This window comes from Cloacibacterium normanense (assembly GCF_003860565.1).
Lineage (GTDB): Bacteria > Bacteroidota > Bacteroidia > Flavobacteriales > Weeksellaceae > Cloacibacterium > Cloacibacterium normanense.
Window position 1 is genome coordinate 2,484,927 of record NZ_CP034157.1, and the last position, 12,022, is coordinate 2,496,948.

Here is a 12,022-nt window from a genome sequence, read left to right on the forward strand (position 1 = left end):
ATTTTAAAATTATTTTTCGTTTAAAATTTCTTGGATTTTTCTTTCTTCCCAGTTTCTGCCTAAAAACAGCTCACCACCAAAAACCGATAAACCATGAGCCAATAAGCCGAAACCCCAGAAAAAAGCCGTGTAATAATTATCCATGTCATTAAAACCTTTTCCGTCTGCAATTGCATTAGAGAAAATAATAAATACGTTTACCAGTACGAAAACCAAAGCGTGCGTGTAAAAACCTTTGATTCTTTTTACGTGCTTTCTAGCGTTTTCTAGTTTCTGTTCTTGTGTAGTTTTGTACGTTTCCATAGTGTTTGAATTTTAAAAATTAATATTTTGTGATTGGGTTAAATTTCTTGATGTAAAGGTAGTTTTATAAGATGCGCTTTCAAATTTTAGTTGACTGAACCGTCATTTTTATATACTGAAATGTAATTTAATCCTTAAAGGATTTCAAATCCTTTAAGGATTGGAAATGAAAAAATGTTATTTTTACAAAAAAACTAATGGATTCTTTAGCCTTAATACCTGGAAATTTTTACCATATTTATAATAGGGGAAATAATGGACAAGATATTTTCTTTGAGAATGAAAATTATATTTTTTTTCTTAATCGATACGACAGATATATTTCGCCCTTTTGTGAAACGATAGCTTGGGTTCTTTTAAAAAATCATTTTCATATTTTAATTTATGTTAAAGATTATGAAGATTTTAATATGAATAACCTAGAATATTCAACTGTGAAAAGTCCCAAACGTATAGATTTGCATTTACAATTTGGACACTTTTTTAATTCTTATGCAAAAGCTATTAATAAACGATATAAAAGAACAGGAAGCCTATTCGAGAAAAAATTTGAAAGAAAAATTGTAAATTCTGATACTTATTTACGAAATCTGATACATTATATCCACTATAATCCTGTAAAACATCGTTTTACGGAAAATATTTGGGATTATCCTTGGAGTTCTTATGAAAGCGTTTTATCTAGTAAACCCACAAAACTTAAAAGAGAATTTGTTCTTAATTTATTTAAAAACAAAAAAGCCTTTGAAGAAGAGCACCAAAAAGAAAAAAATTATATAGACATTGAAGATTTAATTATTGAATATTAAAAAATCCTTTAAGGATTCTTAATCCTTAAAGGATTGAAATAAAACTATTTCGCTTGAGAAATAAAATAATTCGCTTCACCTTGTCCCCAATTTGGATCAAGAGAAGATTTTATTTTGTAAGTTTTGAACTGTTCTAAAGCTTTCTTAAAAAGTTCAATTCCTTTGGTTTTGCTTCCACCAAATTGTTCTGGAGTGAAATATAAATCTTCGGCTTCCATAATCGTAATTCTAGGATTTTCTGGGTCTAATTTTTTAGCTTCAGCAAGAGCGTTTTGAGCAGCGAGACCTTCAGTCTGGTATCTTTCCATAGGATTTACCATCATTTTAAGCCCGTGATTCATTTTTTTCAAAATATAGATTTCTGCATTATTTGGAGAAAGTGCTTCTGCTTTGTCAATGTAATTTTGAGCCTCTTTTGCCACTTCGTCTAGTTGTGCAATTTGGTTTTGTTGCATCAGTGTTCTTCCTTTTTTTAGAATAGAAAAAGCAGCATAATAGTACGGTTGCCAAAGTGTTTTTTCTTTGTCGCCAATTCTTGCAAAATCATTGGCTTGAGCAGTGTAATCATCTGGATTAGGTTTTGGCATTTCGATGGTTTGAACTTTCGGCATCATGGCTTTTTCGTAAGCAGTTTGTGCAAAAGTGTAAGTGGTAGATAGGCTAATCGCAAGTGTAAGAATGGTTTTTTGTAAAGTTTTCATATATAATATTTTTTAATTGTTTTAATTTTATGGTTCAAAGGTATTTTGAAAGAAATTTTCTTGAAATTTTAGTTCACCGAACTGTAGTTTTTCTTGACTGAATGGTTTGTATGGTCAATTTTGGACTTAATTCTATAAGTTATTATTAATGGCTTCTTGAGTTCTGTCAGTACCAAAACTGATGAATGCACCGATGAAAACAAAAGTATTGGTAGGAGGAACGATGGCTCTAGATTTGAGACCATTGCTCGAAAAATTGTATCCAAATTCATTTTTAGTTCCTAGAACGTTATTGATAGAAAGCACCAAGACGGTGAAAGCTCTCGCATCTTTTTTGCCTAAATTCGGTAAGTAATTAAGGCTGAAATTCACCGCTTGATAATCTTTTACAAAGCCTTGATTTTTGAGAAAAGTATTACCATTTTCGGTCACGAAATTGTAATATGGTCTTCCAGAATTATAATTATAAGAAATATTAAATCCTGTTTTCCAATTGGTTACAAATTTTTTAGCCACCACAGAAAGCGTATGTTTTGCCGCAAAATTTGGGAATAAACTTTCGGTGTAATTCAGGTAATCTCTTTTAGAATCTAGATAAGAATAAGACACCCAATAATCTATATTTTTCAAAGATTTTTTATCTCGCCAAAATAATTCTACACCTTTTGCATATCCACTTCCATTATTATTAAGAGTGATAGGTCTGTAAAAATCTGTGGTAGTTTTTATTAAATCTTGATATTTTTTGTAATACGTTTCCAATCTCAAACTTCTTCCATCTGCTGCTCTTTGAACTTGAAAAATATAATGGTCAGCTCTTTGATAATGGGGTTGATAATTTTCGGTAAAAAATCTACTTTCCGGATTTTGGAAGAAAGTTCCGTAAGCTAATGAACTCGTCCATTCTTTAGAAATTCTGTAAGCCATGGCAAATCTTGGCGAAAAATTCCAGCGGTTGATCGAAGAAGAGTTTTCTGCTCTTGCTCCTATTTTTAAAGATAAATCATTGCTGATTTCCAAATCTGTTTCTGCGAAAAGTGAAGTGATATCATCTCTAAATTCATAATTTTTTTGAGCGATGGAAACCCAAGTTTCTTCTTTAGTTGTATTCAGTTCTATTCCTGCTCTTATTGCCGAAATTTTAAATAATTTTCTCTCAATCAATGCTTTGGCGTTGAAATAATTGCCTTTAGAATCTATATCATTACTGAATTGAGACCTTCCGTTTTGGTCTACATTAGAAAAATGAAGAATATTTTGATTATAAGTATATGAACTTCCAAGATTCAAAGTATATCTGCCAAATTTTTCTCGGTAAGAAAGCGAGTGAAACGTATTTTTCCCGTTTTGATTGATTTTATCAGAAGAAGTTTCGTCGTCTAAATTGGGAGAAGAAAGTTTCATAGAACTGGTGTCATAACTTCCGTAATATTTGATAAAACCGCCTCTTGACGTTTTAATTCTGAAGTTACCATTGCCACCAAAACTGTTAGGTGCTTTTTCGAAATCGGTATTGAATTTCAGAATTTTCTGCATGAGTTCTAGGTTAGAATAGCCTAAAGAAATTCCGTAAGAATGCGTTTTTTCTTGATTAATTCGCTGAATTCCGCCACTTGCAAAAATGGGAGAAATCCCAAAATCTGCAGCATTTCTCTCTGGTAAATCGATACTTTCCAAAGCTAAAACTCCAGATAAAGCTTGTCCGTAAACTGCAGAATAACCACCACTCGAAAATACATTTCCTTTGAAAAGCGAAGTATTCAATCTGTCCATCGCTTTAATTCCGGGTACAGAATTTCCGAAATAATTATTGACCAAATTTCCGTCCATGAAGAATTTGGTTTCCGTTCCGGTTCCTCCTCTCACGAAAAGACCTTCTGATTCTCCCACTTTTTGAACTCCAGGTAAGGTTTCCAATGCCGATGAAATTTGACCATTGGCTCCAGCTGTTGTGTAGACGTCAATGGGCGTCAATAGAGTAGTGGCGCGTTTTTTATCGCTGGCTTCTATGCTTCCCGCAGAAATGACTACTGCATCTATTTCGCTCACCGATTCTTTTAGTTCAGCATTTAGAATAAGGTTTTTGTCTTCAATTTGAATAGATTTTTCAATTTCTATAAATTTAGGATTAGAGAAAATCAAGGTTTGGCTTCCTTTTTCAGAAGTTTCAAACTTATAATTTCCTGTTTCGTCTGTTGTAGCGCCATCATAAGAATCTTTCAGTGTTACAGAAACACCTTTCAGCGGTTTGTTATTTCTTCCTAAAACTTTTCCAGAAATGGTAATTTGAGCAATTAAGGTAAAAGTAAAGACAAAGGTAAAGAGTAATGTAAAAATGCGAGTTTTCATAATTCTGTTTTTGATGAAGCAAAGGTATCTCTGCTCATTTCCGAAAAGAAATAAGTTTTACTGAACCGTAAAAAATAGAAACTGAATCGTAGAAAATTACAAAATAGGAATACAAAAATCTACCAAACACTTTTTCTCAGGGTGTTCTTGGTAATCATTATGGTAAATTTCATAAGGACATTCTTTTCTGAACTGATGTCCGTTTTCGTTCATCCAAAGGAAAAGAGCGTTCCAAGCAGTTTCGAATTCGGGAAGCGTAATTTCTTGTCGAGAAACGATATATTTCCCTTTTGGCAAAATTTCTAGGAAAACTTCGCCTTCATTTTTGATGGCTTCTTCTAGCAACATTCCTGCGTGAATTCTCACTTTATTGGGAGCAGTAACTTTGAAACTATCGTGATAAACGGTAATCATTTTCACATTTTCTCTGGGGAAAATATTTTTAGAAATAGCCCAAGAAATAAGGGTGTTATAAGCGTTTCCTATATTTTGTACACCTATGCTTAATACTGATGCAATCTGCATTTCTGGCATTTCTTTTATTTGGATATTGGCTTTATTTTCCATAAAAAATTTCATTTGTTCTAGTTGGTAAAGATATTGCTCGAAAACGACATCTTTTTGTCCGATATTGCTGATAATGGTTTGAATTTTCTTAAAATTTTCTGGCGAATTTTTTCTAAAAGCAGCTGGAGAAATCCCAAAGTGCTTTTTGAAGGTTTTGCCAAAAGTAGAAGGACTATTGAATCCTATTTCCAAGAAAATATCTTCTAAAGATTTTTCTTTTTTTAAGGAAAGCATCATGGCAGCTTTTTCCATGCGTTTTCTGGTGATGTAACTTAGCAAAGTTTCACTGGTAACCGCGCGAAAAATTCTATGAAAATGAAAAGGCGAAAAGGAGCCAATTTCTGCGAGTTTTTCCAAAGGAAGTTCATCGACCAGATGTTGGTCAATGTAATCTAAAACCTTTCTAATTCTTGCTAAATGTTCTTGTGAAGTCAAACGATTATTTTTTACAAATATAAAACTAAAAACCACAGCGCAATGGTCTATTCTTGCTCTTATAAAATGCAAAAAACTCGAAGACGAATCCTCGAGTTTTCTGTTACAAAAGTTTAATATGAAGGGAATTTTATTTTTTCGCTTTTTCTGGAGTGTAGATTTCTACGGTATTATTACTTGCGTTATAGAAATCTTTAATTGATTTTTCTTGATCACTCATCATTTCGCCCATCGTTTTATCATTTCCTGGCATTTTCATCGCTTTCATTTCTGGAGTGATTTGTGCTCTTATCGATGCAAAAGGATCTTTTTTATATTCCTCAAAAGAAGATTCAAATTTATCTCTGTTGATAATCGTTACATCATTTCTCGCACCAAATTGTGCCGATAGTTTTTCGCTGTAAGAAAGTTCTTCAAATTCTTTTAGCGGTTTATTTGCGGTTAAAACCCAAGAGAAATTTTTCTCAGCATCTTCTATTTTTACGATTAATCCTGGTAAACCAGAGAATTTATACGGACCATCAGGGAAAGGAATAGATTCTGTAAACCAAGCCGTCCATTTTCTTCCACCAAATTCTGTGGTAGCTTTTTGAGCTTCGTATTCTCCTATTTTTTGTTTATCGTTTGATATTTTCCAGTTGAATTTTGGTTCTTCATTATATCCAAAAACAGAATTCAGCATTCTTTCGCTAAAGTTTACCTTCATGGTAGGATATTCTTTCGTGATTTTATAAGCAAATTTTGGCATTTGGAAAGACTTTGATAAATCTTTGAAAACACCTGCTTTTTGCATTTTTTCAACTTCAATTTTTAGAACAGAATCCTGTGAAACCGTCAAGTAATCTCTATAAAGTGATTTTTTATCGGTTACGTCTAGAATCATAACCGCTTTTTGTAAAGAGTCTATTCCTTTTTTGGGTTTAAAGGTCAATTCATAAAAAAATCTGTTTGCAGATTGTGCATTTGCAAGAACTACTAAAAACAATAAAGCAAAGCTTAAAGATTTATACCATTTCATTTTTTAAATTTTATTAATTAGTAAGGGATTTTATAATTTGTTACAAAAATTTATGAAAAATTTAATAGCAACTCTTAGAAACGATTCTCTAAGTTGATGTAACTTCGTTCTACCAAACTCAAAAATTATGGACACCTTATCACAACTTAGACAAGAACTCGAACAAGAGTATCAAACCACTAAAAAGTTTTTCGAAAGATTTCCAGAAGGGAAAAATGATTATGCACCACATGAAAAAAGCATGAAAATGATGCCACTTTCTACGCACATTGCCGAAGTTTTCGGTTGGCCAGATTTCATTGTCAAAACTTCTGTTTTAGATTTTGCAGCAGGAGATTATCAACCTACTTTTTTAGAAACTAGAGAGCAGCTTTTACAAAAATTAGAAGAAGATTATCAAAAAAGCAAAGCTACACTTCATGAAATTTCAGAAGACAAACTGAATGAAAGATGGCAAATGAAAATGGGCGAACAAGTTCTCGCAGATTGGGATAAATACGGAGCAATTCGTCATTCATTAAATCAAGCTACGCATCATAGAGCTCAATTAGGCGTTTATTATCGATTATTAGATATTCCCGTTCCTGGAAGTTATGGACCTTCTGCTGACGAGCAAGAAATGTAAATAAAACTCCGAAATTTTTCGGAGTTTTTTATTTTTTATGATTTTAAAATCCACATTTACAGATAATTTATATTTTTGTTTAAAATTTAAGACAAATGAGATTCTTTAGAGCGCCTATTTTAGGAATATTTGCAATGATGCTTTTCGTTATCAGTTGTAAAAAATCAGACATTGCTTTGCCAAAATCCGAAGCCAATATAGACAGCATTGCTTCTAAATATTATGAAGGTTACCTGAAAATGTTTCCTCTGGAAGCCACTATGCAAGGCGATAATAGATATAATGACCAATTGCCAAATGCTATCAGTCAGGATTTTATTTCTAAAGAAATCGGTTTCTATACCGAAACTCAAAAAAAGTTGCAAACTCTTGATTATGAATCTCTTTCGGATAAAGACAAAACCGTTTATGATGTTTTAGATTTTACCTTAAAAGATAAAATTGAAAAGTATGCGTATCATCCAGAACTGATGCCTTTTAACCAATTTGAAGGTTTGCCATTAGATTTTCCCTTGTTAGGAAGTGGAGATGGAAATCAACCGTTTAAAACGACTAAAGATTATGATAATTTCTTGAAAAGAATAGATGCTTTTGCCGTTTGGATGAACACCGCCGAAAAGAATTTCAGAGATGGAATGAAACAAAATGTGATGCTTCCCAAAAAACTGGTGGTGAAAATGATTCCTCAAATGAGAGGTGAAGAAATTATTTCTGAAAATTTTGATAAAAATATTTTCTACGGACCTATCAAAAAAATCCCAGCCAGTTTTTCTGCTGCAGATAAACAAAAGTACACCGTACTTTATCAAAACGCCATCAAAACAAAAATTATTCCCGCTTACACAAGAATGGGTGATTTTCTAGAAAAAGAATATTTGCCAAAAGCGAGAAATACAGATGGAATTAACGCCATTCCTAATGGAAGCAATATTTATACTTATCTCGCAAAATCTTGGACTACCACTAATCTTACTCCCGATGAAATCAATAAAATTGGGTTAAAAGAAGTAGCGATGCTAAGAGCAGAAATGGAGAAAGTAAAAACTCAATTAGGTTTTAAAGGAACACTAGAACAATTTTTAGCAAGCCTAAAAACAGACAAAAAAGCAATGCCTTATAAAACGCCAGAAGAAGTAATTGCCGCATTTAATGGAATTTTAAAGAAAATAGAGCCAAAGCTTCCAACGATGTTTAGTCAATCTCCTAAAACACCGTTTGAAATCAGAAGAACCGAAAAGTTTAGAGAAGCAAGTGCAAGTGCAGAATACAAACCGGGTTCTGCAGATGGAAGCAGACCGGGAATTTTTTATACGCCAATTCCAGATGCTACTCAATATAATGTAACCAATGGTTTCGAATCTCTATTCTTGCACGAAGCTATTCCGGGACATCATTATCAAGTTTCGCTTCAACAGGAAAATATGGAAATTCCTAAATTCATGAGATTTGGTTGGTTCGGAGCTTATGGAGAAGGTTGGGCGCACTATACAGAAACTTTAGGCCCAGAGTTTGGTTTGTACACCGATCCTTATCAAAAAATGGGTTATTTGAGCGATCAAATGTTGCGTGCAGTTCGATTGGTGGTAGATACAGGAATTCATACGGGTAAAATGACCAGAGAAGAAGCGATAAAATATTATCTGAACAATATTTCTGATTCTGAAGAAGGCGCAACTGCCGCAATTGAGCGTTATATGGCGATTCCGGGACAAGCGTTAGGCTACAAAATCGGTTCGCTTAAATTTTTAGAATTAAGAGCCAAATATCAAAAAGAACTAGGTAAGAAATTTAGTTTGGCTAAATTCCACGATGAAATTCTGAACCAAGGATGTCTTCCATTATCTGTTTTAGAAAGAAAGATGGAACTTTGGGCAAAAAAAAAGTAAAAATATAAACCGCAGAATTTTGCGGTTTTTTTTTATTTCTCAAAAAGCATCTTTGTGAGGTAATCATTTTCCTGATTTCCTCTGGCTGGAGAATATTCTCTGCCGTAGAAAATAATTTGAAGGTGAAGTTTATTCCAAGTTTCTTTAGGGAAAAGTTTTTTAGCATCATTTTCGGTTTGAACCACGTTTTTCCCTTCGGTTAATTTCCATTGTTTCATTAATCGATGAATGTGCGTATCTACTGGGAAAGCAGGCACGCCAAAAGCCTGACTCATCACTACACTTGCCGTTTTATGTCCTACTCCCGCTAAATTTTCTAAATCTTCAAAATTAGAGGGAACTTCGCCGTTATGTCTTTCCAGAAGTTGATTGGCCATGATTTTTAGATTTTTGGCTTTGGTGGTAGACAATCCAATTTCTTTAATCAATTCCTTGATTTCAGGCTCTTCTAATGAAGCCATTTTTTCTGGATTGGGAGCTACAGAAAACAATTTGGGAGTTACTTCGTTTACTTTTTTATCAGTAGTTTGAGCAGAAAGTGCAACTGCAACCAGCAATTCATAAGCATTTCTATGGTTCAGTGGAATAGGCGTTTCGGGATAGATTTTTTCTAACTCAGTCATTACTATTTTTGCACGCTCTTTTTTAGTCATTTTCTGTAAATTTGAGCAAAAATAAGCATTATGTTAAAAATAGGTGATACACTTCCTACGTTTCAATTGGATAATCAAGATGGAAATCTGGTTAAATCTTCAGATTTCAAAGGGAAAAAATTGGTGGTTTTCTTTTACCCGAAAGCCAATACGCCAGGTTGTACAGCAGAAGCTTGTAACCTTAATGAAAATATAGAATACTTAACGAAACAAGGCTTTACGATTTTGGGAATATCTGCAGATCCTGTGAAAAATCAAAAGAAATTTCATGATAAATTCGGGTTTAAATATGATTTATTAGCTGATGAAAACCATGAAGTTTGTGAAAAATTCGGGGTGTGGCAACTCAAAAAATTCATGGGCAAAGAATTCATGGGAATCGTGAGAACTACCTTTTTATTTGATGAAAATTCTGTTTGCACAGAAGTCATCGAAAAAGTAGAAACCAAAAATCACGCAGCTCAGATTTTGAAGTAATCTTTTTTACATTGTCATTCTGAACGAAACGCAGTGAAGTGAAGAATCTGTTCTATATTAAAGAGATTCTTCATTCCGTTTCACTTCATTTCAGAATGACAGATAATTTTATTTAAATATCAGCTTCGAAATACAATAATTCTTCTGGATCATCATCCATGAAGAATTTTTTTTGGAATTTTAAACCTAGCTTTTCTAATAATTTTCTGGAAGCGTGGTTGTATTCTACCGTAATTCCTCCCAATTTGGTGATATTGAAATCATTTTTAACCAAATTTTTCATAAAATTGGCACTTTCATAGCCATAGCCTTTTCCTTCAAATTCTGGTAAAAAAGCAAAGCCAATATCAGGAGCATTATCGGTGTTTTCTCTAGCGTAAACTCCACAAGTTCCCATTTTAGAAGAATCTTCCTTTAGAATTACGGTAAAACTTCCGTAACCTAGTCTTTCATACTGAAGAAAACATCTATTGCGAATGTAGTTTTCGGCGTCTTCTATTGTTCTTACGTTTCTGTCACCAATATATTTTATGAAACTTTCAGAATTTAAAAGTTGAAGAATAAATTCGGCATCCTCTAAATCTGTAGGTTTGAGTAAAAGTCTTTCGGTTTCGTAGGTTTTCATATCAATTAAGGATAAATTACAGTAAAAATATAAGCTGCTAAGTTCACGAGTAAAACTACACCGTAAAGAATGTTGGTTTTTCCTCGACTTAGTGATAACATGGTGATAAAAATAGACAATCCCAGCAAAACCATCGATTTATAATCTAATCCTAGAACAAGGTCTAAATCAAAAATACTGCACACTACTGTAACTGCAGGAATGGTAAGTCCAATAGAAGCCAATGCGGAACCTAAAGAAAGATTAAGGCTGGTCTGTAAATCATCTTTTCTGGCAGCTTTAATGGAAGCGATTCCTTCTGGTAATAAAATCACCGCTGCAATGATAATTCCAACCAAAGATTGTGGCAATCCTGCGTTTCTAATGATAGTTTCTATCGGTGTAGAGAGTTTTTTTGCCATTAATACTACTATTCCGAGACAGACCAATAAGGTAATAAAACTCAGAATACTTTCTTTAGCTGTAGGAACAGAAACCACTTCTTCTTTGTTATTGGGTAAAAAATAATTTCTATGTCTCACCGTTTGAACCAATAAAAATGTGCTGTAAATGGTGAGACAAGCTATAGAAACAAAAATTAATTGAGGTTGTGTATAAACAGGACCATTTGCACTCGTGGTAAAATTGGGAAGAATAAGAGTAAGCACTAAAATAGCAATCAAAGAAACGAGTAGGGAATTGGCAGAAGTTCTGGCAAAAAACTGTTCGTTAAATTTCACACTTCCTACCAATAAACTTAAGCCTAAAACACCGTTTAAAATAAGCATTACCGCTGCGAAAACAGTATCTCTGGCGAGATGTGAGGTTTCTTTTCCTCCTGCTGTCATGAGCGAAATAATAAGCGCTACTTCTATAATTGTAATAGAAATCGCCAAGACAATAGTTCCAAAAGGTTCACCAATTTTATGTGCGATGACTTCTGAATGGTGTACTGCAGAAAATACACTTAACATTAAAAAAACGCCACAAAGCATTAAAATAACTGTACTGTCTGAATCGGGAGTTAAAAAGTAAATAAACCAAGCTAAAATAGGTGCAATAACCGTCCAATGGAAAAGTTTTTTTAATTTCATACGCGTTTATATTTAAGTTATATTCCTTTTTTACCAGTTAAAATCATTTCTATTAATTTTACCTTTCGGTTTTCTCTGGTTTCTGGTTTTTTGGCTTCGGTAATCCATCTCATGTATTCTTTCCGATGCGTGTAAGACATTTTTTGATACATTTCAAAAGCTTCTTTGTTCTTTTCGAAAACTTCTAAAACATCTTCAGGAATTTCTACAATTCTCTCTTCTTGGTCTTCCCAAAGTTTCACCGTAACCTTATCCCCAAAAGTTTTCCCAAGTTGTTTTCTTACTTCTTGAGTTAATCCAAGTAGATGACCATCACTTTTCATTTTGGCAAGGCTTCCTCTGTATTCTACTTTTTCGTCAAGCAAAGCTTTGATTTTTACCTGACCTTTTTTGCCAAACAATTCTTCTGTAGAGAAAGGAAAGTCTACAAAGGCAGCATTCATAGTGCCATTTTGTTTAATTTCTGCTTCAAAAGTGATGTAATCCGTTGTCATTTTTATG

The 12,022-nt window shown here is 33.3% G+C and carries 13 protein-coding genes; 4 read left to right on the forward strand and 9 right to left on the reverse strand.

Annotated features, from left to right (window positions below; translation table 11 throughout):
• Positions 1-9: 9 nt before the first annotated feature.
• Complete coding sequence (locus EB819_RS11370; RefSeq protein WP_069799820.1) at positions 10-303, reverse strand: 2TM domain-containing protein; 294 nt, start codon at positions 301-303, stop codon at positions 10-12.
• Between the two features lie 197 nt (positions 304-500).
• Here EB819_RS11370 and EB819_RS11375 point away from each other — a divergent pair, with 197 nt between their 5' ends.
• Positions 501-1,112 (forward strand): hypothetical protein, encoded by a 612-nt coding sequence (locus EB819_RS11375; RefSeq protein ID WP_069799818.1) that lies wholly within the window; start codon positions 501-503, stop codon positions 1,110-1,112.
• Positions 1,113-1,156: 44 nt separating this feature from the next.
• Here the strand turns inward: EB819_RS11375 and EB819_RS11380 are convergent, their stop codons facing one another.
• The 4 genes from EB819_RS11380 to EB819_RS11395 form a co-directional block, all read right to left on the reverse strand.
• Positions 1,157-1,813: a hypothetical protein gene (locus EB819_RS11380; RefSeq protein WP_069799816.1), complete on the reverse strand. Its 657-nt coding sequence runs from the start codon at positions 1,811-1,813 to the stop codon at positions 1,157-1,159.
• 132 nt (positions 1,814-1,945) lie between these two features.
• Positions 1,946-4,162, reverse strand: a complete 2,217-nt coding sequence (locus tag EB819_RS11385) for a TonB-dependent receptor (RefSeq protein ID WP_069799814.1) — start codon at positions 4,160-4,162, stop codon at positions 1,946-1,948.
• Positions 4,163-4,258: 96 nt separating this feature from the next.
• On the reverse strand, positions 4,259-5,164 hold the full coding sequence (locus EB819_RS11390) for an AraC family transcriptional regulator (RefSeq protein WP_069799968.1): 906 nt from the start codon (positions 5,162-5,164) through the stop codon (positions 4,259-4,261).
• Positions 5,165-5,294: 130 nt separating this feature from the next.
• Positions 5,295-6,182 carry a GLPGLI family protein gene (locus EB819_RS11395; RefSeq protein WP_069799812.1) on the reverse strand — a complete coding sequence of 296 codons (888 nt, stop codon included), beginning with the start codon at positions 6,180-6,182 and terminating at the stop codon, positions 5,295-5,297.
• A 127-nt stretch (positions 6,183-6,309) separates the two neighbouring features.
• Here EB819_RS11395 and EB819_RS11400 point away from each other — a divergent pair, with 127 nt between their 5' ends.
• Together EB819_RS11400 and EB819_RS11405 are read left to right on the forward strand one after the other, a co-directional pair.
• On the forward strand, positions 6,310-6,807 hold the full coding sequence (locus EB819_RS11400) for a DinB family protein (RefSeq protein ID WP_069799810.1): 498 nt from the start codon (positions 6,310-6,312) through the stop codon (positions 6,805-6,807).
• Between the two features lie 95 nt (positions 6,808-6,902).
• On the forward strand, positions 6,903-8,693 hold the full coding sequence (locus EB819_RS11405) for a DUF885 domain-containing protein (RefSeq protein ID WP_069799808.1): 1,791 nt from the start codon (positions 6,903-6,905) through the stop codon (positions 8,691-8,693).
• Between the two features lie 32 nt (positions 8,694-8,725).
• Here the strand turns inward: EB819_RS11405 and nth are convergent, their stop codons facing one another.
• Positions 8,726-9,346, reverse strand: a complete 621-nt coding sequence (gene nth, locus EB819_RS11410; RefSeq protein WP_069799806.1) for an endonuclease III — start codon at positions 9,344-9,346, stop codon at positions 8,726-8,728.
• A gap of 30 nt (positions 9,347-9,376) precedes the next feature.
• On the opposite strand from nth, the gene bcp reads away from it, so the two are divergent.
• Positions 9,377-9,823, forward strand: coding sequence for a thioredoxin-dependent thiol peroxidase (bcp, locus tag EB819_RS11415; protein ID WP_069799804.1), 447 nt, complete (start codon positions 9,377-9,379; stop codon positions 9,821-9,823).
• A gap of 112 nt (positions 9,824-9,935) precedes the next feature.
• Here bcp and EB819_RS11420 read toward each other — a convergent pair whose 3' ends face one another.
• Genes EB819_RS11420 through EB819_RS11430 form a run of 3 tightly spaced genes read right to left on the reverse strand, consistent with a single transcriptional unit; the run spans position 9,936 to position 12,015 of the window.
• Positions 9,936-10,448, reverse strand: coding sequence for a GNAT family N-acetyltransferase (locus EB819_RS11420; protein ID WP_069799802.1), 513 nt, complete (start codon positions 10,446-10,448; stop codon positions 9,936-9,938).
• Positions 10,449-10,453: 5 nt separating this feature from the next.
• Positions 10,454-11,521 (reverse strand): calcium:cation antiporter, encoded by a 1,068-nt coding sequence (locus EB819_RS11425; protein WP_069799801.1) that lies wholly within the window; start codon positions 11,519-11,521, stop codon positions 10,454-10,456.
• Positions 11,522-11,538: 17 nt separating this feature from the next.
• Positions 11,539-12,015, reverse strand: a complete 477-nt coding sequence (locus EB819_RS11430) for a YdeI/OmpD-associated family protein (protein WP_069799799.1) — start codon at positions 12,013-12,015, stop codon at positions 11,539-11,541.
• Positions 12,016-12,022 lie beyond the last annotated feature (7 nt).

Excerpts from the sequence above, each read along its gene's own strand:
- EB819_RS11370 (WP_069799820.1), bottom strand. The coding sequence starts at position 303 with ATGGAAACGTACAAAACTACACAAGAACAGAAACTAGAAAACGCTAGA.
- EB819_RS11375 (WP_069799818.1), top strand. The coding sequence starts at position 501 with ATGGATTCTTTAGCCTTAATACCTGGAAATTTTTACCATATTTATAAT.
- EB819_RS11380 (WP_069799816.1), bottom strand. The coding sequence starts at position 1,813 with ATGAAAACTTTACAAAAAACCATTCTTACACTTGCGATTAGCCTATCT.
- EB819_RS11385 (WP_069799814.1), bottom strand. The coding sequence starts at position 4,162 with ATGAAAACTCGCATTTTTACATTACTCTTTACCTTTGTCTTTACTTTT.
- EB819_RS11395 (WP_069799812.1), bottom strand. The coding sequence starts at position 6,182 with ATGAAATGGTATAAATCTTTAAGCTTTGCTTTATTGTTTTTAGTAGTT.
- EB819_RS11400 (WP_069799810.1), top strand. The coding sequence starts at position 6,310 with ATGGACACCTTATCACAACTTAGACAAGAACTCGAACAAGAGTATCAA.
- EB819_RS11405 (WP_069799808.1), top strand. The coding sequence starts at position 6,903 with ATGAGATTCTTTAGAGCGCCTATTTTAGGAATATTTGCAATGATGCTT.
- nth (WP_069799806.1), bottom strand. The coding sequence starts at position 9,346 with ATGACTAAAAAAGAGCGTGCAAAAATAGTAATGACTGAGTTAGAAAAA.
- bcp (WP_069799804.1), top strand. The coding sequence starts at position 9,377 with ATGTTAAAAATAGGTGATACACTTCCTACGTTTCAATTGGATAATCAA.
- EB819_RS11420 (WP_069799802.1), bottom strand. The coding sequence starts at position 10,448 with ATGAAAACCTACGAAACCGAAAGACTTTTACTCAAACCTACAGATTTA.
- EB819_RS11425 (WP_069799801.1), bottom strand. The coding sequence starts at position 11,521 with ATGAAATTAAAAAAACTTTTCCATTGGACGGTTATTGCACCTATTTTA.
- EB819_RS11430 (WP_069799799.1), bottom strand. The coding sequence starts at position 12,015 with ATGACAACGGATTACATCACTTTTGAAGCAGAAATTAAACAAAATGGC.